This is a genomic window from Microbispora sp. NBRC 16548 (genome assembly GCF_030268985.1).
Classification (GTDB): domain Bacteria; phylum Actinomycetota; class Actinomycetes; order Streptosporangiales; family Streptosporangiaceae; genus Microbispora; species Microbispora catharanthi.
This window is the reverse complement of sequence record NZ_BSSF01000001.1, coordinates 140,884-164,276: the sequence shown is the minus strand read 5'-3', so window position 1 is coordinate 164,276 and position 23,393 is coordinate 140,884. Positions and strand designations below refer to the sequence as shown.

At 70.1% G+C, this 23,393-nt stretch carries 17 protein-coding genes; 6 read left to right on the top strand and 11 right to left on the bottom strand.

Annotated features, from left to right (window positions below; all coding sequences use genetic code 11):
• Positions 1–29: 29 nt before the first annotated feature.
• From QSK36_RS00765 to QSK36_RS00755, 3 genes are read right to left on the bottom strand one after another with little or no spacing between them, the layout of a single operon-like run.
• Entirely contained in the window at positions 30–2,102 is a 2,073-nt protein-coding gene (locus tag QSK36_RS00765; RefSeq protein ID WP_285780973.1) for a hypothetical protein, read from the bottom strand.
• A gap of 29 nt (positions 2,103–2,131) precedes the next feature.
• Positions 2,132–3,511 (bottom strand): serine/threonine-protein kinase, encoded by a 1,380-nt coding sequence (locus QSK36_RS00760; RefSeq protein ID WP_285780972.1) that lies wholly within the window; start codon positions 3,509–3,511, stop codon positions 2,132–2,134.
• A 2-nt stretch (positions 3,512–3,513) separates the two neighbouring features.
• Positions 3,514–5,028: a serine/threonine-protein kinase gene (locus QSK36_RS00755; RefSeq protein ID WP_285780971.1), complete on the bottom strand. Its 1,515-nt coding sequence runs from the start codon at positions 5,026–5,028 to the stop codon at positions 3,514–3,516.
• Positions 5,029–5,327: 299 nt separating this feature from the next.
• On the opposite strand from QSK36_RS00755, the gene QSK36_RS00750 reads away from it, so the two are divergent.
• Positions 5,328–5,654, top strand: a complete 327-nt coding sequence (locus QSK36_RS00750; protein WP_183544021.1) for a DUF1330 domain-containing protein — start codon at positions 5,328–5,330, stop codon at positions 5,652–5,654.
• 62 nt (positions 5,655–5,716) lie between these two features.
• On the opposite strand, the gene QSK36_RS00745 is transcribed toward QSK36_RS00750, so the two are convergent.
• The 5 genes from QSK36_RS00745 to QSK36_RS00725 all read right to left on the bottom strand — a co-directional run bounded on the left by QSK36_RS00745 (position 5,717) and on the right by QSK36_RS00725 (position 14,143).
• Positions 5,717–8,647 (bottom strand): glycoside hydrolase family 3 protein, encoded by a 2,931-nt coding sequence (locus tag QSK36_RS00745; protein WP_285780970.1) that lies wholly within the window; start codon positions 8,645–8,647, stop codon positions 5,717–5,719.
• Positions 8,648–8,691: 44 nt separating this feature from the next.
• Positions 8,692–9,531: a carbohydrate ABC transporter permease gene (locus tag QSK36_RS00740; protein WP_285780969.1), complete on the bottom strand. Its 840-nt coding sequence runs from the start codon at positions 9,529–9,531 to the stop codon at positions 8,692–8,694.
• Entirely contained in the window at positions 9,528–10,430 is a 903-nt protein-coding gene (locus QSK36_RS00735) for a carbohydrate ABC transporter permease (protein ID WP_139576352.1), read from the bottom strand. The genes QSK36_RS00740 and QSK36_RS00735 overlap by 4 nt, the downstream gene beginning before the upstream one ends.
• Before the next feature lie 109 nt (positions 10,431–10,539).
• Positions 10,540–11,856 (bottom strand): ABC transporter substrate-binding protein, encoded by a 1,317-nt coding sequence (locus QSK36_RS00730; RefSeq protein WP_183544027.1) that lies wholly within the window; start codon positions 11,854–11,856, stop codon positions 10,540–10,542.
• Positions 11,857–11,878: 22 nt separating this feature from the next.
• Positions 11,879–14,143 carry a TIM-barrel domain-containing protein gene (locus QSK36_RS00725; RefSeq protein ID WP_285780968.1) on the bottom strand — a complete coding sequence of 755 codons (2,265 nt, stop codon included), beginning with the start codon at positions 14,141–14,143 and terminating at the stop codon, positions 11,879–11,881.
• 176 nt (positions 14,144–14,319) lie between these two features.
• Here QSK36_RS00725 and QSK36_RS00720 point away from each other — a divergent pair, with 176 nt between their 5' ends.
• Both QSK36_RS00720 and QSK36_RS00715 read left to right on the top strand, forming a co-directional pair.
• Positions 14,320–14,556: a hypothetical protein gene (locus tag QSK36_RS00720; RefSeq protein WP_285780967.1), complete on the top strand. Its 237-nt coding sequence runs from the start codon at positions 14,320–14,322 to the stop codon at positions 14,554–14,556.
• An 89-nt stretch (positions 14,557–14,645) separates the two neighbouring features.
• A complete protein-coding gene (locus tag QSK36_RS00715) occupies positions 14,646–15,494 on the top strand; it encodes a hypothetical protein (RefSeq protein WP_285780966.1) in 849 nt (282 codons plus the stop codon).
• 83 nt (positions 15,495–15,577) lie between these two features.
• On the opposite strand, the gene QSK36_RS00710 is transcribed toward QSK36_RS00715, so the two are convergent.
• The 3 genes from QSK36_RS00710 to QSK36_RS00700 all read right to left on the bottom strand — a co-directional run bounded on the left by QSK36_RS00710 (position 15,578) and on the right by QSK36_RS00700 (position 20,064).
• Entirely contained in the window at positions 15,578–16,669 is a 1,092-nt protein-coding gene (locus tag QSK36_RS00710; RefSeq protein WP_183544041.1) for a glycoside hydrolase family 53 protein, read from the bottom strand.
• A 115-nt stretch (positions 16,670–16,784) separates the two neighbouring features.
• Positions 16,785–17,945 (bottom strand): glycoside hydrolase family 53 protein, encoded by a 1,161-nt coding sequence (locus QSK36_RS00705; protein ID WP_285780965.1) that lies wholly within the window; start codon positions 17,943–17,945, stop codon positions 16,785–16,787.
• Positions 17,946–18,036: 91 nt separating this feature from the next.
• The gene (locus tag QSK36_RS00700) at positions 18,037–20,064 is read right to left on the bottom strand and encodes a beta-galactosidase (protein ID WP_285780964.1); all 2,028 of its coding nucleotides are present in this window, start codon (positions 20,062–20,064) and stop codon (positions 18,037–18,039) included.
• 206 nt (positions 20,065–20,270) lie between these two features.
• Between QSK36_RS00700 and QSK36_RS00695 the strand changes: the two genes are divergently transcribed.
• From QSK36_RS00695 to QSK36_RS00685, 3 genes are read left to right on the top strand one after another with little or no spacing between them, the layout of a single operon-like run.
• The gene (locus QSK36_RS00695; protein WP_285780963.1) at positions 20,271–21,587 is read left to right on the top strand and encodes an ABC transporter substrate-binding protein; all 1,317 of its coding nucleotides are present in this window, start codon (positions 20,271–20,273) and stop codon (positions 21,585–21,587) included.
• A gap of 2 nt (positions 21,588–21,589) precedes the next feature.
• Positions 21,590–22,486: a carbohydrate ABC transporter permease gene (locus QSK36_RS00690; RefSeq protein WP_285781432.1), complete on the top strand. Its 897-nt coding sequence runs from the start codon at positions 21,590–21,592 to the stop codon at positions 22,484–22,486.
• The gene (locus QSK36_RS00685) at positions 22,486–23,367 is read left to right on the top strand and encodes a carbohydrate ABC transporter permease (RefSeq protein WP_285780962.1); all 882 of its coding nucleotides are present in this window, start codon (positions 22,486–22,488) and stop codon (positions 23,365–23,367) included. Before QSK36_RS00690 ends, QSK36_RS00685 begins: the two co-directional genes overlap by 1 nt.
• Positions 23,368–23,393 lie beyond the last annotated feature (26 nt).

Genomic DNA, 23,393 nt, shown 5'->3' with positions numbered 1-23,393 from the left:
TACCCGCGCAAACCTGCACGAACACCGGCTCACAGGGCGCCGAGTAGGGACTTGGCCACGGACTTGGCCCCGGTGGCCGCCTCCTTGGGGTCCATGAGCACGGAGTCGGGCGCGTTGATCGGCGTGTTCTCCGGGCGGTCGCTGCCGGACAGCAGCACCCATATGACGTTCTTGCCGTCCAGCGCGTAGATCTCGTACCGGTTGCCCTGGGCCGTGTCGGTGCGCTGCCGGATCGCCTGGCCGAACGCCTCCTGCCCGAAGCCGGTCAGCTTCTCGACCTTGCCCCACCGGATGCCGCCGATCTCGCTGCTCGCCGTGAACTTGGTCTTCGAGCGCTGGTCGATGAGGTAGTAACGGGCGGATTCCGCGTCCCAGAAGGTGTGGACGGCGATGCGCAGGTTCCGCCACCGGACCTTGCCACCGCCGAGCGGCAGCTTGTCGTTCCACCACTGGCACTGGGTGACGTTCGAGTGGCCCTCCTTGCTCCGCACCGCCGCGCCCTCGGTCTCCGGCACCAGGGTGGCTGCCAGCGTCTTGAGGCTCACGCAGGCCCGGGGCAGGGGGATCCGGGTGGGCGAGGGCGAAGGCGACGGGCTCGGCTTGGGGCGCGCGTGATACGGCAGCGGCTGCCCGGCCCGCCAGGCGGTCACCGACTTCGCGAGCTGCCCGAGCAGGCCCTTCACCTCCCGCAGGGCGTTCTCCTCGGTGATCGACTGCGTGCTCTCCGTCGACAGGAGGTCGGCCTCCTTCTTCTTCTGGCTCGCCTCGAACTTCACCTGGAAGACCACGTCGCCCACCCGGCCCACTCCCTGGCCGAAGGAGTACCAGTACTGCTTCCCCTCCCGCGTCCATTGGTACTGCGCGGCCGCCGTGTCTCCGATGCCCTGGTACTCCTGGGCCGCCGAGTAGTAGTGCTCCTTGTCCGAGTGGGTCGCGCCGTACTTGTACTGGCTGAGCTCACCCTTGTACTGGATCTTCGCCGCCTCCACGGCCGTGGTCGTCCCGAGCGCCTCGTACTTGGACACGTTGACCGTGATCTCGCGGCTGCGGGTGACGTCCTTGTACGAGATGTTCCGGTTGGCCCAGCGGCACTGCCACCGGACGTAGCTCACGAGGGTGTCGCCGCGGTTGTCGTCGGTCGAGGAGTCGATCTCAGCCCGCGGCACGAGACGCTCGGCCTCGTCCGGGTCGAGCATCGAGCACACGTCGACGGTCGCCGCCACCGGCGCGGCCGACGCCGACTTCTTGGCCGCCGTCGCCGCCGTCGCCGTCGGACTCGCCTTGCTGGACGCTCCCGTCTGGCGCACCGTCATGAACGCGAACGTCCCCCCTGCCACCACCAGCACAGCGACGACCGCCACCACCGGCAGCACCCACCCCCGCCGCGCCGGGGCGGAGGGCTGGGTCGGCATCTGCCACAGCTCGGGCGGAGGCGGCGTGGCCGCCTGCCAGCCCTGTCCCTGCGGTCCGGACGGCGGGCCGCCCTGCCCTCCCTGGGATGGATAGGGATAGGGATTCGACTGAGGCGACTGCGGCGGCGGCCCGGCCGGAGGCCCCGGCTGCGGCCGGCCCTGGCCACCCGGCACGCCGGGATACCCCCCGGGCTGCGGGCCGCCGGCGTGCGCGGCACCCGGATACGCGCCGGGCTGCGGCTGCGGCCCGGGGTACGGGCCCGGCTGGGGGGCGGGATACGCACCCGGCTGCGCCTGCGGCTGTGACCCTGGCTGGGGACCGGGGTAGGCGCCCGGGGCGGAGTACGCGCCCGGCTGTGGACCGGGGTACGCGCCGGGCTGCGGCTGCGGCCCTGGCGGGGAACCGGGGTACGGACCCGGCTGGGAGGCCGGGTACGCGCCCGGCTGCGGCTGCGACCCGGGCTGGGGACCGGAGTACGGACCCGGCTGGGGACCGGCGGGATACACGCCCGGCTGCGGGCCGGGTTGGGAACCGGGCGGCGGGCCGTACGAGGGCGGGTAGGGCGGAGCTCCCGGGTGGGGGTGGCCCTGCGGCGGGTACGGCGGCATGCCCTGCCGGAGGCGGTCGTCCGGGGGAGGCGTCTCGCCGGGCTCGACGGGCTCGACGGGGGCGTCGTCACCGCTGGTCATTGGGTCTCCTACAGATGCAGAGCGGGAGGTCACCCGAGCCCGATGCCGACGAGTTCGGCGGCGCGCTCGGCCGTGCGCCGGTCGGCCGGGGTGACCGAGGGGTCACCGGCGCGCCGGTAGGCGACCTCGACGATGAGATTGCTGAGGCGGAACCAGACCGTGGCCCCGGTGGTCCCGGCGGGGTCGGAGGAGTCACAGGTGAAGGCCTCGTCGGCGATCCCGGGCCGGTCGCGCGCGGCGGCGCCCCGCGCGGCCCGCTCCGCCGCGAGGTCGTGGGAGGCCGCCGCCTCCCCCTCCCCCTCGGCCGGCAACCGGTAGGCGACCGTGATGGTCCCGTCGTGGCCGGTGGTGTGCTCCTTCCACTCGCATCGCCCCTCGGCTGCGGGTTCCCCGCGCGGCGTGGCACCGAGGAGGTCATGGATCTGCGCCTTGGTCAGGCTGCGGCAGGCGTCGGGGACGGCGGCGAACCGCCCCGAGCCGCCCTGTTTCCCGGACACGAGAAGCCAGGCGCCCAGGCCGGCCGCGAGGCCGACCACGACCACCAGGGCCGCCACGGCGACGAAGCGCCACATGCCGGCGGGCCGGTCCGCGGGGGCGGGGGCGGGGGGCGCGGCGGCGGCCCGCAGTGCCTGCCGTACGACGTCGGGCGGCGGACGCCGCGCCGGATCCTTGTCGAGCAGGGCGAGCACGATCCACGCGAGCACCCGCGAGGCCCGGGTCATCGGCCGGGGCTCGTGGAGAAGGACGGCGGCGACGAGCGCGGCGGCCATGCTCCGGTGGAAGGGCGGCTCCCCCTCGACGGCGGTGTAGAGCGTGGCCCCGAGGGACCACAGGTCGGAGGGCGGGCCGTCCGGCTCGTCGCGAAACCGTTCGGGAGCCATGTAGTTGGGCGAGCCCGCCGAGCTCTGCCAGGAGTGCCCGGCGCCGCCCAGCGGCGCGGCGATCCCGAAGTCGGTGAGCAGGGCGCGGCCGTCCGGCCCGATGAGGACGTTGGCCGGTTTGACGTCGCGGTGCAGGATGCCCCGGGCGTGGGCCGCCTCAAGCGCGTCGAGCACGGCCAGCCCGATCTCTGCCACGCGCTCGGAGGCGAGCGGCCCGTCCTCTCGGATGATCTTGTCGAGGGAGCGGCCCGGCACCAAGTCCATGACGATCCACGGCTGCCCGGCGTGCCCGACGACGTCGTGGACCGTCACGATGGACGGGTGGGTGAGCCGTCCGGCCGCCCGGGCCTCGTCGACGGCTCTGCCGAGGAAGTCGGCGCGCTGCCGGTCGTCCAGGTCGGGCGGGACGTGTAGCTGCTTGATCGCCACCTCCCGGCGCAGCAGCTCGTCGTGGGCGCGCCAGACCGTGCCGCCGCCGCCCTCGCCGAGCGGTTCGGCGAGGCGGTACCGTCCGGCGAGCAGGTCCACGGCTAGGCCAGCCCCCTCAGGCCCTCGGCCGCCGACGCCGCCGCCGCGATCGCCCGGTCCCGCAGGACGGCCGGCGAGCTCACGCCGAGATCGGCGTACTGGAGCCGGACGACGAGGTCGCCGAGCCTGAAGTACACATAGGCGGCCTGTGCCCTGCCCTCGGGCGTGGTGAGGTCGACGGCGAACGCCTCGTCGGCCACGTCCGGCGTCTCCCGTCCGGCCGTCTCGATGGCCTGGGTCCTCCGGTCGAGGCCGATCTCGTACCAGAGCCAGCTCGCGTCACTCGGCCCCGACCCGTACTGCCTGCGCAGTCCTTCCATGAGCGTGGTCGCCGAGGCCGTGTCGAGCCCCCACGGCTCGGGGGTGTCGGAGTCGGTCTCGGCGCTCAGCTCGACGCCGCTGCCCTTCACGGTCCACTGGCAGGTCGTCTTCCCCGGCCGGCCCTGCGCCGATGCGCCCACGATCCGCCGCACCTCCTCGGCCGGCAGCGCCCGGCACAGGTCCACGGCGCTGTCGAAGGTGGGCGAGACCCGGTGTACGGGGTCCTGGAGCGGCTCGCCCGCCCTGCCGGAGAACACGACCGCCGCCACGGCGACCGCGACGCCCACCACGGCGGCGGCCCCGGCCGCGTACCACCACCGGGGACGCCGCTTCGGCGACTCGATCCGCAGCCCGTGCCGGAGATCAAGGTCCGGAGTGCCGCCGTCGGCCACCTGCCGTAGCAGCGTGAGCGTGGTCGCCGCGTCGGGGCGGGCGGCCGGATCGCGCGCCATCATCCACGTCAGCACCGGGCCGAGCGGTCCCGCGAGCACCGGCGGACGGGGAGCCTGGGTGAGGGTCGCCCGGATCACCTCCGAACGCGAGCCCTGGTAGGGGGCGGCGCCCTCGACGGCCGTGTAGAGGGTGGCGGCCAGCGACCACAGGTCGGCGGCCGGGCCGCCGGGATCGCCCGCGAGCCGTTCCGGCGCGATGAAGCCCGGTGAGCCGACCATCAGGCCGGCCTCCGTGATCGACGCCTGGTCGGCGGGGCGGGCGATGCCGAAGTCGGTGAGAAGCACCCGGCCGTCCGCGGAGAGGAAGACGTTGCCCGGCTTCACGTCCCGGTGCTGCACACCCCCGGCGTGCGTGGCCGACAGCGCGTCGAGCAGGCGGGCGCCGAGGTCCGCCACCTGCCGGTACGGGAGCGGCCCGTACGCGACGATCTGCCGGGCGAGATCGTGGCCGTGCAACAGCTCCATGACGATCCACGGCCTGCCGTCCTGGAGGAGCACGTCGTGGAGGGCGACGATCCCGGGATGCCGGACGCGCGCGGTGACCTCCGCCTCGCGCATGACCCTGGCGATCAGTTCGGCCCGCTCGCGCTCGCCGAGGCCGTCCGGAAGGCGGAGTTCCTTGATCGCCACCTCGCGGTCGAGTACGGAGTCTCTGGCCAGCCACACCGTGCCCATGCCACCGGAGCCCAGCGGGCGCAGCAGGTGGTATCGCGAGGCCAGCGTCCCCCTCAACGATTCGGCCATATCGGGGAGAATAGCGAAAGCGTGATCGATACGCCCGCCGCAGGCGGAACCAGCCTCACCCCCCGGGCTCATCGTGGCGGCCGTGTTCGCGATCGCGCCGCCGGTGCTTCCCTGATCCACGGCGTCAGAGGTCACGGCGCGGATCTTCCACGGCTGGGGAGCGGGCATGGCGTGGTGAACGCGCGGCCGTCGGGCGATTACCTCACGCGTCATCGTCTCCGTGACCCGTCCGCGGCATGCTTGAGCCAAGAGGAGGACCCACCCAACACCCGCGCACCGCATTCGACCCGGGAGAGACCATGACCGCCTACGCCATCGCCCAGCTCCGCGACGTCAACGTGGGAGCGGACATCGTGGAATACCTGCGGCGCATCGACGCCACGCTGGAGCCGTTCGGCGGCCGTTTCATCATCCACGGCGGCGAGCCCGAGGTGCTGGAGGGCGCCTGGACGCACACCCTCATCGTCATCGAGTTCCCCGACCTCGACAGGGCCAGGGCCTGGTATCGGTCGCCCGCCTATCAGGAGATCCTGCCGCTGCGCACGCGCAACTCCTCCGGTGAGGCCGTGCTCATCCAGGGGGTGGACGAGGACCACAAGGCGACGGACGTGCTGGCGCCCGGCTGACCACCCGCGCGCGGACGCCCCGCGCAGATGCACGGGGCGTCCGTTGTTCCCGTAGGGGAGCCTCAGCTCAGGGCGAGGTCCTTGATCCGGACGTCGCCGGTGAAGACCAGGTAGACGTCCTTCACGCCGTTCGCGCCGGACACGGGAGCGGTCGCGGTGGCCCAGTTGTAGATCCCGCCGGTCGCGGCGACCGGGATCGCGGCCACCTTCGCGCCGGTCGGCGAGCCGAGACGCACCTCGATGGTCCCGCCGCCCGTGGAGGCCACCCCGGCCGTCACCGTGCGGGGCGTGCGGAGCTGGACGTCCTTGAACGCGATCCAGCCGCCGTTCGCGCCCGCCACCGCGTCGCCGCGCACCTTGGTCTCGTCGACCAGGTGGATGCCCGAGTAGTCGTCGAAGTCGACCGCCCGGGTGGTCGTCGACAGGTCGCGGTGCGGGATGTTCTCACCCTTGACGTTGATCGTCGCCCGCTGGCGGATGTTCGCCGAGGACGACCCCACGAGCACGTCGTGGGTCGCGTTCTCGACGGTCCACTTGTTCCGCGTGACGTCCCACAGCGCCAGGTCGCTCTTCTTGACGCTGAAGGCGACCGTCTTGGTCTGCCCCGGCGCCAGCGTCACCCGCTGGAACGCGCGAAGCTGCTTGACCGGCTGCTTCACCCGCGAGCGCTGCTGGTGGGTGTAGAGCTGTACGACCTCGTCGCCGGCCCGGGAGCCGGTGTTGGTCACCTTGACCGAGACCTCGTACGCGTCGCCCTTCGGCACCGCCTTCAGCCCCTGGTAGGAGAACGACGTGTACGACAGGCCATATCCGAACGGGTAGAGCGGCTTGCCCTGGTAGTACAGGTACGTCCGGTCCTTCTTGACGATGTCGTAGTCGAGGATGTCCGGCAGCTCGGCGGCCGACCGGTACCACGTCTGGGTGAGCCGCCCGGCCGGGTTGACGTCGCCGTACAGCACGTCGGCGAGGGCGTGCCCGGTCTCGGCGCCCGCGTGGGTGGTCCACAGGATGGCGGGGACGTTGTCCTGCTCCCAGTTGATCGTGGTCGGGTAGCTGTTCTCCAGCACCACCACCGTGTTCGGGTTGGCCGCCTTCACGGCCTTGACCAGCGCCTCCTGGCCCTCGGCGAGGTTCATGTCGGTGCGGTCGTGGGCCTCGCGGCCGTTGATGAACGGCATGCTGCCGACCACGACGACCGCCACGTCGGCGGCCTTGGCCTTGGCGACCGCGTCGTCGACGCCGCGGGAGACGACCTCCCTGGCGTAGTGCGTGGCCTGGTCGGCCGTGGTCAGGCTCAGCGTGCCGTCGGCCGCCGCCTTGACGTAGGCGTTCGGCCCGAACCAGCTCTCGGTCGTCTCGTAGCCGGCGTACCGCAGCAGGTAGGTGCCGTCGGACTGCTGCTCGAGCTTGAACTGCTCCTGGACGAACCAGCCGGACGGCTGGTCGGCGGTGTTGGCCAGGGTGGACCAGTTGGCCCGGCTGACGTACTTGCCGTTGGCCACGCTGCGCAGGGTCAGCACGCCCTGGCCCCAGTCGAACGCGTCGAATGTCGAGGTGGCGCCGGCCGAGGTGTCGCTCTCGGTGAGGTCGCCGCCGGCCGCGGGGGCGGTGATGTACTTCCCGGTCGCGACGTCCTTCAGCGCGATCCGGTCGGCGCCCTCGGAGGAGGCCACCGACGCGGCCCGCTCCTTGATCCCGTCGAGCGGGGTCACCTTGTAGGGCAGGCTGCCCGAATACCAGTCGGTGTAGAGCACGTTGGCCAGGGGGCCGACGACGGCGACCTTCTTGCCGGGCTTCAGCGGCAGCGCGCCGCCGGAGTTCTTCAGCAGCACCATCGCCTTGGCCGCGGTCTCGCGGTTCAGCTTCTGGTTCGCCGGGCTGTTGACCACGTCCTTGGTGATCTTCGCGTACGGCCCGCCGTCGGGGTCGAACTCGCCGAGCCGGAAGCGGATGCTGAGCTGGTGCCGGACGGCGTCGTCCACGTCCGCCTCGGTGAGCAGCCCCTTCGCCAGCGCCTCCTTGACCGCCGCGACCGTCGGGGCGCCGTTGGTGTCGTCGACGGTCATGCTGTCGAGGCCCGCCTTGATCAGCGCGGCGTCGGCCTCGGGCTGGGTGGCGTAGTACTTCTCCGTCTGCACGAGGTTGTTCGGCGCCCAGGCGTCGGAGACGTTGAACAGCGTCCGCTTCGTCCAGGAGCGGACCACGTCGTCCAGGTCGGGGCTGACGGTATTGGGCCGGCCGTTGACGAGGTTGTACGACGCCATCACGCCGGTGGCCGCGTCGGCCTCGATCGCCGGCTTGAAGGCCGCCTCGTCGTACTCGTGCTTGACCCGCGGCGGCAGCTCCGAGGAGGTGACGTCGCGGCCGGCCTCGTTGTTGTTGGCCAGGTAGTGCTTCAGCGTCGGCGCCGCCTTGAGGTGGTCGGGGTCGTCGCCCTCCAGGCCCGAGCCGTACGCCGTGGAGATGGCGCCGGTCAGCGTCGGGTCCTCCGAGTAGCCCTCCTCGTTGCGCCCCCAGCGGGGGTCGCGCAGCAGGTTGACCACGGGCGCCCAGAGATTGAGCCCCCACACGGTGGGGTTGTCTGCGTGGAAGCCGCGGGCCTCGTCGCCGACGGCGGAGCCGACCCGCTTGATCAGGCCCGTGTCCCAGGTGCTGGCCAGGCCGACCGCCTGGGGGAAGACGGTGCCCTTGGCGGTGACCACGGCGCCGTTGTTCGTGTAGTCGGTCGACCAGGCGACGCCGTGCAGCGCCTCGGTGCCGGTCTTGAACATCTTGATGCCGAGACGGTCGATCGCCGGGGAGTACTGGTGCAGCATCGCCACCTTCTCGTCCGGCGTGAGCCGGCCGAGCAGGTCGTCGACGCGCTGGGCGAGCGGCAGCGACGGGTCGCGGAACGGATAGTCGTCGGCCGCCCTCGCGGGGCCGGCGCCCAGGCTCAGTGCCAGAGCCAGAGCGGCCGACGCGGACAGCATCGCCGAACGGCGATGGGACATTGCGCCTCCAGGTCAGGTAGTGACGCGTTACTTGGGGGGTGTTGTTACTTGATGGCGCCGACCGTGATGCCACGGGTCAGCGTGCGCTGGAAGATCAGGAAGAAGGCCACGGCGGGGATGATGCCGAGCAGCGCGGACGCGCTGGACATGGTGGCGTCCATCATCTTCTCGCCCTGCAGGACGCCCAGGGCGACCGGCACGGTCTGGTTGTCGTTGGAGATGAGGAACACCATCGGCAGGAAGAACTCGTTCCACGTCCAGATGAAGAAGAAGATGAGCAGCACCGAGAGGGTCGGGCGGCTGATGGGCACGACGATGCCCCACAGCATCCGCCGCCTGCTCGCGCCGTCGATCTCGGCCGCCTCAAGGATCCCCCGGGGGAACTGCCCGAGCACCGACGAGAGCAGGTAGGTCCCGAAGGCCGCCTGGATCACCGTGAAGATCAGGATGACGGCGAGCTTCGAGTCGTACAGCCCCACCTCCTTCGACAGGTAGTAGAGCGGGTAGACGAGCGCCTCCTGCGGCAGCGTGTTGGCGACCAGGAACAGCACGAGGATCCACAGCCGGCCGCGCACCCTGCCGATGCCCAGCGCGTACGCGTTGAGCACCGACAGCACCACCGCGGCGACCGCGACGACGCCGCTGATCAGGAGGCTGTTCCAGAGCTTCAGGCCGAAGTCGACGCGATCCCAGAAGGCGACGATGCCGTCGAGGTAGAGCCCGTGAGGCAGGCTCAGCGGGCCGCCCGCGGAGTATTCGGCCGGGGACTTGAACGCGTTGAGCGTGACGATGACGAAGGGGAAGAGCATCACGACCCCGAGCACGACCAGTGCCGCGAGCACGGCCCACCGTCCCGGCTGGCGGAAGGTGCGATCGGCGTTCACGAGCCACTCTCCTGGTCACGCTCCTGCACCCGCAGGAAGAGGAAGGTCACCACGACGATGATCAGGGCGAGCACGGTCGCGATCGCCGAGCCGTACCCGACGTTGACCTTCTGGAAGAAGTTCAGATAGGAGAAGTACGACGGCACCATGGTCGCGGAGCCGGGTCCTCCCCTGGTGAGCACGAAGATCGGCCCGAACACCTTGAGCGCCGCGATCGTGCAGGTCAGCAGCACCACGAAGATCTCCGGCCGGATCTGCGGGATCGTGATGTGCCAGAACCTGCGCCACCACGAGGCGCCGTCGATCTCGGCCGCCTCGTACAGCGAGGGGTCGACCCGCTGAAGCCCGGCCATGAAGATGACGACCGGATATCCGAGCTGGAACCACACCATGATCGCCATGACCGTCGCCAGCGCGATGTCGGGGTCGCCCAGCCAGTTGACCTTGATCCCGAAGATCTGGTTCACCGCGCCGTACGACGGGTGGAGCATCCAGCCCCAGACCACGCCGGCCACCGCGACGGGCAGCACCTGCGGCAGGTAGAACGCCGCGCGCAGGGCCGAGGCCGTACGCCCGCCGAACCGCTTGGCGATGTAGTCGAACAGCGCGGCGGCGAGCACCAGGCCGATGATCGTGGGCACCACGGCCATCGCGATGATCAGTGCGACGTTGTGCTCGAAGGACGCCCAGAAGCGCTCGTCCTTGAACAGCTTGGTGTAGTTGTCGAGCCCGATCCAGGTGGGGGTGCCGACGCCGGACCAGCGGGTGAAGCTCGTCGCCACGTTCATCAGGAACGGGACGACGATGATCGCGAGGAACAGCACCAGGCTCGGAACCAGGTAGAGCCAGTAGCCGCCCCTCCCGCGCGGGCGGGCCGCGCCCGCGCCGGGTGGTGCCATGTGCAGACCTTTCCAGAAGGGGCCCGGCGGCGGGGACCGGTCAGGCAGCCCCGCCGCCGGGGTCGGAGGGAAAGGCGGGTCCCCTATGCCGGGAGACCCGCCCGCGGCCCTAGTTGCCGATGTCGGCCAGGTTGTCGTTGTACGGCTGGGCGATCTCGTCCAGGACCTCCTCGGGCTTCTTGCTGCCGTTGATGAGTTCCTGGACGCCCGCCACGAGCACGTCGTAGTAGCCGGGAGCCGGCCAGTCAGGGTAGAAGGCCAGGCCGTCCTGCGTCGAGAGCTTGTTGAAGTTCTCGATCAGCTCCTTGTTCTGCGGGTCGGTGATCGCCGTGGGGTCGGCCGCGACCGGGACGCCGCCCGAGTTGCCGAGCAGGTTCTGGATCTCCTTCTTCATCGTGATGTCGATGAAGTCGTAGGCGAGGTCCTTGTTCTTGGACTTCTCGGGCACGACCCAGATGTTGCCGCTGGAGCCCGGGGCGAACTGGCCGGGCCACAGGAACGAGCCCCACTTGAAGCCCTTGATCTCCTCCGCCATCCGGCCGAACCACCAGCTGCCCGACACCATGATCGGGAACTTGCCGCCGATGAACGCCACGCCCATGTCCTCGGCCTTCATGCCGGCCGAGTCCTTGCTGATGTAGCCCTTCTTCACCCAGTCGGAGAAGGTCTGGGCCGCGTAGGTGAACTCGGGGCCGTGGAAGTCGACCTTGCCCTTGTAGAGCTCGAAGGAGTCGATCCAGGCGCGGTTGGCCTTGTTCAGCGCGAGCAGGTAGAACAGCTGCTGGGCGGGGTACTCGGCGCCCGCCATCGCGATCGGGGTGGTGCCCTTCTTCGCGAACGCGTCGAGCGCGGCGGTGAACTCGTCGAAGGTGGTGGGCACCTTGACGCCCGCCTTATCGAACATGTCCTTGTTGTAGTAGACCATCACGTACTCGCCGTAGTTCGGCACGCCGAACCACTTGCCCGAGCCCATGATGCCCCGCTCGTCGTACTTCGCGGTGGTCTGCAGCGACGGGCTGAGCAGCTTGTCCCAGCCGCGCTTGGTCGCCTGCTCCGTGAGGTCGGTGAGCAGGCCCTGCTTGGACAGCTGACCGGCGGTCGCGTTGCCCTTGTTGTACTCCATGATGTCGGGCGCCTCGTCGGAGTTGAGGACCATCGACGCCGTCTTCTGGATCTGCTCGAAGCCCTTCTCCTCGAACTTCACCTTGACGCCGGGGTGGCTCGCCTCGAACTCCTTCATCGCCTGGGCCCAGGCGGTGCCCATGGCGCTGTTGCCGGTCTCGTAGTGCCAGAGGGTGAGGGTCTTGCCCTCCGCGGAGCCGCCGCTGCCGCTATTGGAATCGTCAGAGGATCCACCGCACGCGCTGAGCGCCAGTGCGGCCGCGGCCAGTGCCGCCACCGCCGCGCTCCTGCCTACTCTGAACATGGTCTTTCTCCAGGGGGTGTGTCTAGTTGATGACGACCGGGGCGCCGGGGCCGACGAACTCGACGCCGTCGATCTGCTTGGGGCCCTCGGCGGTGACGACCAGCCTGTCGCCGTCCCGCACCGCCGTGACCGTCGTGTCCCCGTCCAGGTCCCTGATCGTCGTACGGCTCTCGCGCTCCGGCAGGCCGAAGGCGAGCAGCGAGACCCGGGGGTCGTCGGCCACCGTGTCGCCCGGCTCGGTGACCGGGATCAGCGAGCCGTGCCGTACGAACAGGGGGATCTGGTCGAGCGGCGGCGACACCGTGACGTAACGCCCGCCGTCGACGGCCTCACCCGTCCAGTAGTCCACCCACACCCCCGAGGGCAGGTAGACCTTCCGGGTGCCGTCGGCGGAGGTCATCGGGGCGACGAGCAGGTCGGTGCCGAGAAGGTACTCCAGGTCCGCCTGCCATGCCACCGGGTCGTCCGGGTAGTCGACGCACAGGGCGCGCAGCATCGGCGCGCCCGTCTCGGCCGCGGTGACGGCCGCCGAATAGATGTACGGCATGAGCCGGTAGCGCAGCCGCAGGGCCTCGATGGCGGCCTGCTCGGCGTGCGGCGGAAACTCCCAGGGCTCCCGGGTGGTCGTGCCGTGGAACCGTACGAGCGGGGACAGCGCGGCGAACTGCGACCAGCGGATGTAGAGGTCCGGGCTGGGCGTGCCGGTGAACCCGCCCGCGTCGTGGCTCCAGAAGGGGATGCCGGACAGGCCGTGCGACAGCCCGCCCCTGATCGTGCTGCCCATCGCGGAGTAGGTGGTGTCGACGTCGCCGCTCCACTGGGCCGAGTGACGCTGGCCGCCGAGGTAGGACGAACGGGCCCAGACCAGGCCGTGCCCGTTCACCTCGCGGGTCACGTCCGCGACGATGTCGTTGAACAGCAGCGTGTAGACGTTGTGCAGCTCGGTGCCGGTCATGCCGTTGAAGGCCACGGCGTCGGCGGGGACGCCCTCGGCGAAGTCGGTCTTGAACGCCGCGACGCCCTCGCGCAGGCGGTCGCGCAGCAGTTCCTTGAACCACTCGACGGCCTCGGGGTTGGTGAAGTCCACGATGCCGCAGGCGGGGTAGGAGCCGTGCCAGGTGTCGGCGACGTACGTCTCGCCGTCGGGCCGCTTGAGGAAGTAGCCCTTCTCCGCCGCCTCGGCGAAGGCCGGGCTGAGATGCGAGATGTAGGAGTTCATCCAGAGGCAGACCTTGAAGCCCTGCTCCTTGAGGGTGGCGAGCATGCCCGCCGGGTCGGGGAACGTCTCGGGGTCCCACTGGAGATCCGACCAGTGCCCGTCCGCCTGCCAGTAGCAGTCGAGGTGGAGCACGTCGCAGGGGATGCCCCGCTCTCTGATCTTCCCGGCGCGCTCCAGCACGCGCTCCTGGCTGTCCCGGAAGAAGCCCGAGGAGATCCAGGTGCCGAACGCCCACTTCGGCGGCAGCTCCGGCCGGGAGGTCAGCCCGTCGAACCGGTCCAGGACCTCGGCGGGGGTCGGTCCCACGATCACGTAGTAGTCGATGAGGTCGTCGGGCACGATGATCTGCACGGCGCTGTGCGTGGACTGGCACATGTCGAACTCGACCGGCGTGCCGCTGTCGACGCAGATGCCGTACCCCCTGCTGGACAGGTAGAAGGGCACGTTCTTGTACGCGCGCTGCGACTCGGCCCCGAACGCGTCGAAGTTCCACATGAGCGGGCGCTGGCCGCGCTTGTCGAGCGGCGTGAACGACTCGCCGAAGCCGCCGAACGCCTCGTCCGCCGGGGCCACGAACGTGTCGTGGTAGGCGACGGGGGCGCCGTCCACCGCGGAGCGGCCGAACGGCAGCGTGCGCAGCCGGCCGCTGATGTCGGGGTGGCCAGGGTCCTGCTCCACCAGCGTCCGGCCGGCCCGGTCGGTGAAGCGCAGGTTCCACGGGTTCAGCCGCACCTCGGCCCGCAGCGACCCGGCGTCGACGACCACGCGGCTGTGGCTCGCCTCCACGACGGCCTCGCCGTACTCGCCGGGGGTGACCATCGAGATCGCGCGGGAGGATCGGGTGCGCGCGTCGGGGTCCTCCGACAGGCGCACCCGGATCACCCCCTCACCCGCGACCGTGATCTGCACGACGAGCGTCTCCTCCGCCGAGGTGGAGCCCTTGAGCGTCACGCCCTGCCCGTCGGAGGCCACCACCTCCGCGCTGGTCAGCGCGGACAGGCCCTCCTCGCCCGGCTCGCGCACCGGAAGCTCTGGAGGATCCGCCACGAAGAACTCGCGCGCGATCAATGGGGGACGGTACGGCATTGCGGCACTCCATCGGCTCATCCAGCGATTGTGGAGTTAGTTTGCCGTCCATCCCAACAAAGGTCAATGGGTCGGGGCGGCTCCGGATTTGTCCAAGTTATTCCGCTTTATGTCTCATTGGGGTAATGTGACCGCAATCCCCCGTCAAGGTAGGTGACATGGACAGGTTCGTACACGTGATGCCGCTCGACGACGCGATCGACCACGAGGGCAGCCCGGAGTGTGTCTGCGGCCCGGGTGGCCAGCCCGTCACCGCCGCCGACCTCGGCGAGCCGGTCCCGCACACGGAGCGCAACGCAGTCGCACTCGGCTGGTCCCGCCCCGCCGTGGGCGTCATCTACCAGCACCACGCACTCAGCCCCTGCCGCGAATGGGAAGCCATCCCCGAGCCCTGAGCCGATCCACGCCCCTTAATGGCCGCCAATCACCGTCACTTTCGCGAACTCACAGTAATTGACTGACAACATTCAGTAACGTCCCGGCCATGCCTGGTATTGATCACGAGATGCCGCTCAAGCTCATCCGCAACCGGCCGGAGACCGCACTGGAGCTGCTGCGCTGCGTGACGGGAGACGACATCCCGCCACACGCCGCCGCCCGCGTGGAGACGGTCGACTGCACCCAGGCGCCGATCGAGTTCCGCGCCGACTCGGTGGTGATCGCACGGGACGCAGCCGGAGCGGCACTGATGGCCGTCATCGTGGAGGTGCAGCTTCGCAGAGATTCCGGCAAGCGGTTCAGCTGGCCGGTCTACGTCACGACGTTGCGGTCTCGGCACAAGTGCGACACCGCGCTGCTGGTCATCTGCCCGGATCGGTCGACGGCCCGCTGGTGCGAGAGGACGATCCACCTGGGCCCGAGCGGCGCCATCACCCCGCTGGCGATCGACCCCGGCCGCATCCCCCTGATCACCGACCCCGACCAGGCCCGCGCCAGCCCGGAACTCGCCGTGCTCTCCACCGTGGCGCATCCGGAGGAGGCCGAGGACGGCCCCGCACTGGAGGCCATGCTGGCAGGGTTGAAAACCCTGGATCAGGAGCAGAGAACTCTATATTTGAACTACGTGTTCAGATCGCTACCGGCAGTAACGATCAAGCGTCTGGAGGAGATGGTGACCACTATTCGGGACTTCGAGGACCTCGGGAAGAAGTACTTCTCCCACTGGGTGGCGGAAGGTCAGATCAAGGCGATCTTCAACGTGCTGGATGCGCGCGGCCTGGAGATCTCCGACGACGCCCGCGAGCGAATCCGCCGATGCGAGAACCCGGACCAGTTGATCGACTGGGTCCGCAAGGCCGCCGTCGTCACCTCGGCCGACGACCTGTTCGATTAAAAGGCGGCCCGGCCTGTGTGCCGGGAAGGGCCGCCCGAGAGGGATCGCATCCCCCGTGAGACGGCCCGCTTGATCTCAGCCGGTCATGGAGTCCACCGGACGTTCGGGTTGAGGTGGCCGGTCCAGTTGAAAACGGCCATGTTGTCCCAGCCGTCGCCGGTGCCGTTGATGTTCGCCGGGTCCCAGCCGTTGCCGGGCACCGCATACCAGGTCGGCTCCCAGTAGAAGACTCCGATGGCACCCGCGTTGCGGGCCGTGTTCTGCACCGCCGCGAACTCGGCGCCCTGACCCTGCCAGGTGAGGCCGTAACCCGCGCATCCCGACGTGACCGAGTTGCCCTCCCAGTCGGCGTTGTCGGCCGTGAACGGGTAGGCCGTCTCGGCGATGACGACCGGCTTGCCGTAGCGGGACCGCACGTCTGAGATCACGTTGTAGAGGTTGGACAGCGTGCCGTGCCACATGCAGTAGTACGACAGGCCGGTGATGTCCCAGGACACGCCCTTGGCGCGGATGCCGTCGTAGAACCAGCGGGCGTGGGCGTCACTGTCCGCGTCCGCCGTATGGATGATCACCTGCGTGCCGGAGTTGCACGCCTTGGTCGCGTTGTAGCCGGCCTTGAGCAGCAGGCTCAGGTTCGTGAAGTCGTTGTTGACGACCTTGCCGTCGTTCCACAGCATGCCGACGTTGATCTCGTTGCCGATCTGCACACTGTCGGGGGTCGTGCCCTGCGCCTTCAGGCTGGAGCACACGTCGTACGTGTAGTTGTAGACGTCCGTCTGCAACTGGCTGATGCCGTGGCTCGCCCAGGCGGCGGGCTTGTACTGCTTGCCGGGGTCCGCCCAGGTGTCCGAGTAATGGAAGTCGACGAGCAGCTTCAGCCCCTTGGCCTTGACCGTCTTGGCGTACTGCAGGACCTTGGCCTTGTTGTTGTAGCCGCTGACGGGGTTGTTCCAGATCCGCAGGCGGACGTAGTTGACGCCGATGTCCTTCAGGATGTCCAGCGGATCCCTCTGGTTGCCGCTCGCGTCGTAGTACTTCGCGCCCAGGTCGAGGGAGCGCTGCACGGAGGAGACGTCTGCTCCGAGCATGGTCAGTGTGGTTGCGGCGTGCGCCGGTTGCCCGGCGGTGAGAGCCGCCGCGGCGCACAGGACAAGCGCCGCGAGGATCTTTCTCATGGTTCCTCCGCTCAGGAGAGGATCTGATGGACGCCCCCGAACCCCCGAACCCCCGGCCCCCGAGCCCTCCCCGCGACGTGGTCAGGTCGTCGCGGGGAGGGAGACCACGTCCGCGCTACCGGCGGGCGAACTCCCGCAGCGCGGGCAGCGCCCGGTCGTCGAAGCCGAACAGGGCCTGGTTCTCCCAGGCGTTGCCCGACGCCGGGTCGGCGGGATCCCAGCCGTTGCCCTTCACCCCGGTCCAGGTGGCCTCCCACCAGAAGGCCCCCAGCCCGCGCCCGCCGGGCACCGCCCGGACGATGTTCATCAGGTCGCGGGCGAACGCCGCCTGGCCCGCGGGGGTGGCCGGATATCCGGGGTACGGCTCGGCGGAGGTGACGATGTTCTCCCACCCGTCGTCGTCGCCCGTGGTGAACGGGTAGGCCGTCTCGGCCACCACGACCGGCTTGCCGTATCGGGCGGCGACGTCGTTCAGGTTGGCCTGGAACGCGGCGAGCGTGCCGTGCCAGTACGGGTAGTACGACAGGCCGATCACGTCGTAGCGGATGCCGTTGGCCGCGGCGTTGTCGAACCACCACCGGTAGAGGCCGTTGTCGCCGCCGTTCGCGAGGTGCAGCACGACCTTGGTGTCGCCGGAGACCGCCTTGACCGCGTCATATCCCGCGTTGAGCAGGGCGGCGAGCTGCGGCCAGTTGTCCCAGCGGCCGTCGGGCCACAGCAGGCCGCCGTTGAGCTCGTTGCCCACCTGCACCATGTCGGCCGTCGTGCCCTGCGCCTTCAGCGCGCTCAGCACGTCGTAGGTGTGGTCGTAGAGCGCCTGCTTCAGCTCGTCGAACGACAGCGACTCCCACGCGGAGGGCTTGTTCTGCTTGCCGGGGTCGGCCCAGGAGTCGGAGTAGTGGAAGTCCACGAGCAGGCCCATGCCGAGCGCCTTGGCCCGCTTCGCGACCGCCAGCACCTGGCTCCTGCCGTTGTAGCCGTCGGCGGGGTTCACCCACACCTTGAGCCGGATGTAGTTCAGCCCGCCGTGCCGCAGGATCGCCAGCGCGTCGCCCCGCCGCCCGTTCGCGTAGCGGTACGCCCCGCCGAGCGCCTCGGACTTGGCGAGGCTCGACACGTCGGCGCCCCTGATCGCGAGCGGGGGCCCGCCGCCCGGCCTCCGGCCGCCGGCGTCCGGAACCGCGGCGTGCGCGGGCGCCGCGGCGGTGAATGGTGTGGTGAGCGGAGCGAGGAGTGCGGTGGCCGCGCACAGCAGGGCCGCCAGGTGTCGAACCATCGGATCCTCCGGTCAGGAGAGGACGTCAGCGGAAATCCCCCGGATCCCCGGCACCGCGCCGCCGGTCAGGTGCGGCACGGCGCCGGGGCGCTCATGTGCGGACGACCACGACGCCCCCGGCGGGCACCGTCGCCGAACCGCCGTACACGGCGCCGTCGAGCACGCCGGTGCCCGTCACCCCGTCCACCGTCACCGGCGCGTCCGCGTGGTTGATGAGGAACAGGTGGTCGCCCCTCCGTACGAGTTCCAGCGTGTCGGGCAGGCCGCGCGGCCGGGACACGCCCGCGTGGTCGAGAACCCCCGCGACGAGAGTGCGCAGGCCGGACTCGGCGTCCAGCGCGGTGGACACATACCACGCGCTGCCCCCGCCCAGGTCGTGCCGGGTGACGGCGGGATGTCCGGCGTCGGGCCCGTCGGCGAACTCGTGCACGGCCCGCGCCCCCGCGAGCCGTACCCGCTCGGACCAGATCCGGCCGGTCGCGCCGTGTTTGGATGACTCGTGCTTGGATGACTCGGGCCCGGACGACTTCGGCGGCCGCAACGCGACCGTCTCGTGCCCGCGAAGCGGGTGGAACTCCTCGACTGCCACGCCAAGCACCTCTCGCAGCGCCCCGGGGTACGGCCCCGGGTGGATGGTGTCGTTCTCGTCCACAATGCCGGAGAAGTACGACACGAGCAGGTGTCCGCCCGCCTCCACGTAGCGGTGCAGGTTCTTCGCCGGCGCCTCGCCGATCAGGTAGGAGCTGGGCGCGACGACCAGCCGGTACGGCGACAGGTCGGCCGACGGGTGCACGAAGTCGACGGTGACGTGCTCGCGCCACAGCGCCTCGTAGTAGGCCTCGATCCGTTCCCGGAAGCGCAGGTCGGCCGAGGGCCGCCACTCGAATTCGAGCGCCCAGTAGGACTCCCAGTCCCACACCACCGCGACCTCGGCCGCCACCGGCGCGCCCCTGACCCCGGCGAGCCTGCCGAGGTCCGCGCCGAGCGCGACCACGTCGCGCCAGATCTGGGAGTCGGTGCCGGCGTGCGGCACCATCGCCGAGTGGAACTTCTCCGCGCCGTATCGGGAGGCGCGCCACTGGAAGAACATCGCCGAGTCCGAGCCGCGCGCCACGTGGGCGAGGGTGTTGCGGCGCATCTCCCCCGGCCGCTTGGCGAGGTTGCGCGGCTGCCAGTTGACCGCGCCCGTCGAGTGTTCCATCAGCATCCAGGGGCGTCCGCCGGCCACCGACCGGGTCAGGTCGGCGGCCATGGCGAGCTCGATGTGCGGATCGGGTCGGGCCGAGTCGAGGTAGTGGTCGTTGGCCACCACGTCGACCTCGGCCGCCCAGCGCCAGTAGTCCATGGGCTTGCAGTTGGGGATCATGAAGTTGGTCGTGACGGGCAGGTCGCTGAACCGCCGGATCGTCTCGCGCTCCCTGCGGAAGCAGGCGATGTGCGCGTCGACCGAGAACCGCATGAAGTCGAGCTGGAGCCCGGTGAGCAGGCCCACCGGCGCGGCGACGGGCGGCTCGACCTCCTCGAACGCGCCGTAGGTCAGCCCCCAGAAGGTGGTGCCCCAGGCGGCGTTGAGCGCGCCCACGTCCCCGTACCTGTCCCGCAGCCAGGCGCGGAACGCCTCGGCCGACGCCGGGCAGTAGCAGTGGGCGTTGGCCCAGCCGTACTCGTTGTGCACGTGCCACATCGCCATGGCGGGGTGGCCGGCGTACCGCGCGGCGAGGGCGGCGACGATCCGCTCGGACGCCGCGGCGTAGTCGGGCGAGCTCGGGCAGAAGCTGTGCCGCGAACCGCCGCCGAGCACGTGGCCCTCCCTGTCCACGAGGCGGCTGCCGGGGTAACGGCGGCGGAACCACGTGGGCGGCGAGGAGGTGGGGGTGGCGAGGTCGGCGTACACCCCGGCCGAGTGGAGCAGGTCGAGGATCCGGTCGAGCCGGGAGAAGTCGTACTCGCCCTCCCGCGGCTCGATCAGTCCCCAGTTGAAGACGCCGACGGTGACCAGGTTCACCTCGGCCTCGCGCATCAGGCGGACGTCCTCCCGCCACACCTCCTCCGGCCACTGCTCGGGGTTGTAGTCCCCGCCGTACGCGAGGCCCTCGGGCAGGACGGGATATCCGGGCACGTCTCTCCCCTCGATTTTGCTTCTGTGAACGTGCACAGTAGCGCAGAACCGTCTCTCCGAGAAGGTTTGACCGATTCGCGCTGATCAGTGAGGGTCGCTAACAACCGCGTAACGACCATTGACAGCACGGAATGGAGCTTTCAGTCTGTGAACGCTCCCAGACAGCCCAGCCTCTTACCCCCTCCCCCACCTGCCTGGAGGAACATATGCGCGTGAACCGGTTAGCAGTGGCGGCGGTCGCGATCCTCACCGCCGCGCTCTCGACGGCCTGCTCGGGCGGCTCGGACGAGCCGTCCGCCCAGACCGCGAGCCAGAGCGCGGCGCCGGCCGGCCCGGTGAAGCTGACCTACTGGACCTGGGTCCCGAACATGGACAAGATCGTCGCGGTGTGGAACCAGGCCCACCCCGACATCCAGGTCACGGTCAGCAAGCAGGCGGGGGGCGACGACGCGGCGGCCAAGTTCCTCACCGCCGCCAAGGCGGGCAACCCGCCCGACCTGGTCCAGGCCGAGTATCAGATGCTGCCCTCCTTCGTCGCCGCCGACGCGGTGGCCGATCTGAAGGCGGAGACCGCGCAGGCGAAGGCCGAGTTCGGCGAGGGCATCTGGGGGCTGGTGACCCTCGGCACCGACGCCGTCTACGCGGTCCCCCAGGACAGCGGGCCGATGATGCTCTACTACCGCAAGGACCTGTTCGAGAAGTACGGCATCGAGGTGCCGAAGACCTGGGACGAGTACGCCGAGGCCGCCCGCACCGTGCACAAGAAGGACCCCAAGGTCTTCCTCGGCACGTTCTCCAGCAAGGACCCGGGCTGGTTCGCCGGGCTCGCCCAGCAGGCGGGCGCGCAGTGGTGGTCGATCAGCGGCGACGCGTGGAAGGTCGCGGTGAGCGACGAGGCCACCAAGAAGGTCGCCTCCTACTGGGGCGGCCTGGTGAAGGAGGGCGTCATCGACGGCATGCCCTACTTCACTCCCGAGTGGAACAAGGCGCTCAACGACGGCAAGCTGCTCACCTGGCCGTCGGCCGTGTGGGGCCCGGGCGTGCTGTCGAGCAACGCGCCGAAGGCCAAGGGCAAGTGGGCCATCGCCCCGCTGCCACAGTGGAACGCGGGTGAGAACCACAGCGGCTTCTGGGGCGGCTCCTCCACCGCCGTCGCCGCCAAGTCGCCGAACAAGGCGGCCGCCGCGACGTTCGCCACCTGGCTGAACACCGACCCGCAGGCGCTCGGACTGCTGATCAAGGAGGGCGCGGTCTACCCGGCCTCCACCAAGGGCGCCGCGCTGATGACCGAGGCTCCCGACTACTTCTCCAACCAGCCCGACTTCTGGCAGCAGGCCGCCTCCATCGGCGCCACCGCCCGCGGCTTCACCTTCGGCCCCAACGTGGGCGTGACGTACAACGCGTACAAGGACGCCTTCGACAAGGCCGTCGCCGCCAAGTCCGACTTCGCCGCCGCCGTGCAGAGCATGCAGGACGCCACCGTCGCCGACATGCAGAAGTCCGGCTTCACCCTCGCGCAGTGACGATGGGATCTCCGAAGAAGGGCGCCCGCGCCGGCCGCGCGGGCGCCGTGCCCTACCTGTTCCTCGCCCCGGCGATGGCGCTGTTCGCGCTCTTCATGGCACTGCCCATCGGCTACACGATCTATCTGAGCCTGCGGCGCACCAAGGTCTCCGGCCTGGGCCTCGGCAAGGGGGCCCGCACGGAGGTCTTCGCCGGGCTCGCCAACTACGCCGCCGCCGTCGGCGACGGCGAGCTGTGGGCCGGATGGCTGCGCGTCCTCGCGTACGGAGCCCTCGTGCTCGTGCTGATGCTGGGGCTCGCCCTCGTGTTCGCGCTGATGCTCGACGCGGCGCACGTGCGGCTCGCCCGCCTCACCCGGATCTCGATCTTCCTGCCGTACGCCGTGCCGGGCGTGGCGGCGACGCTGATGTGGGGCTTCCTCTACCTGCCCAGCCTCAGCCCGTTCGGCGAGCACCCGTTCCTGAGCACCGACCTGGTGACGTTCTCGATGGCGAACGTGGCGGTCTGGGGCGGCACCGGCTTCAACATGCTGGTGCTCTACACGAACCTGCGGGCCGTGCCGCGGGAGTACTACGAGGCGGCCAGGATCGACGGCGCGAGCGAGCTGGGCATCGCGCTGCGCATCAAGATCCCGATCCTGGTGCCGTCGATCATCCTGACCACGGTGTTCTCCGTCATCGCGACCGTCCAGGTGTTCACGGAGCCGACCACCCTGCGGCCGCTGACGAACACGATCAGCTCGACCTGGAGCCCCTTGATGAAGGTGTACCGCGACGCGTTCGTCACCGGCGACCTGTACTCGGCCGCCGCGACGTCCATGGTGATCGCCGGGATCTCCCTCGTGCTGTCGTTCGGCTTCCTGCGGGTCGTGAAGAACCGCGCGTTCGGGGAGGGCTGATGACCGCCACCGCACTGCCGAGGAGCCGCGGGCACGCCCGCCCGTCGCCGCGCCGCCCGCTGGGGATCGTGCCGACCGGGGTGCTCGTGCTGGGCGCGATCTACACCCTGTTCCCGGTGAGCTGGGTGGTGGTCGCCGCCACCAAGTCCAAGGCCGAGCTGTTCTCCACCTCGACCTTCGCGCCCGGCACCGGGCTGCTGTCCAACCTGGGCGACCTGTTCGCCTACCGCGACGGCGTCTTCTGGCTCTGGCTGCTCAACACCGTCCTGTACGCCGGGGGCGGCGCGGTGCTGTCGACCGCGGTGTCCACGATCTCGGGGTACACGCTGGCGAAGTACTCCTTCCCCGGTCGCGGCCTGATCTTCAACCTGCTCATCGGCGGCATCCTGGTGCCGTCGGTCGTGCTGGCGATCCCGCAGTATCTGCTGTTCTCCAAGGCCGGCCTGGCCGACACGTACTGGTCGGTGCTGCTGCCCCAGATCCTGCATCCGTACAGCATCTATCTGGCCAGGATCTACTCGCAGGCGGCGATCCCCGGCTCGCTGCTGGAGGCGGGCCGGCTGGACGGCGCGGGCGAGTGGCGGCTGTTCCGCCAGGTGGCGCTGCCGCTGCTGACGCCGGGCATGGTGACCATCTTCCTGTTCCAGTTCGTCGCGATCTGGAACAACTTCCTGCTGCCGTTCATCATGCTGGGCGACGACCACAAGTTCCCGCTGACGGTCGGCCTCTACACGCTGCTCGCCGCGGGCGCCAACCAGCCGTCGCTGTACAACCTGATCATCACGGGGACGATGCTGTCGCTCATCCCGCTGATCGCGCTGTTCCTCACGATGCAGCGCTATTGGCGTACGGACCTGTCCGGCGGGGCCGTGAAAAGCTGACGAGCACGGGGAAACACGCTGATCGG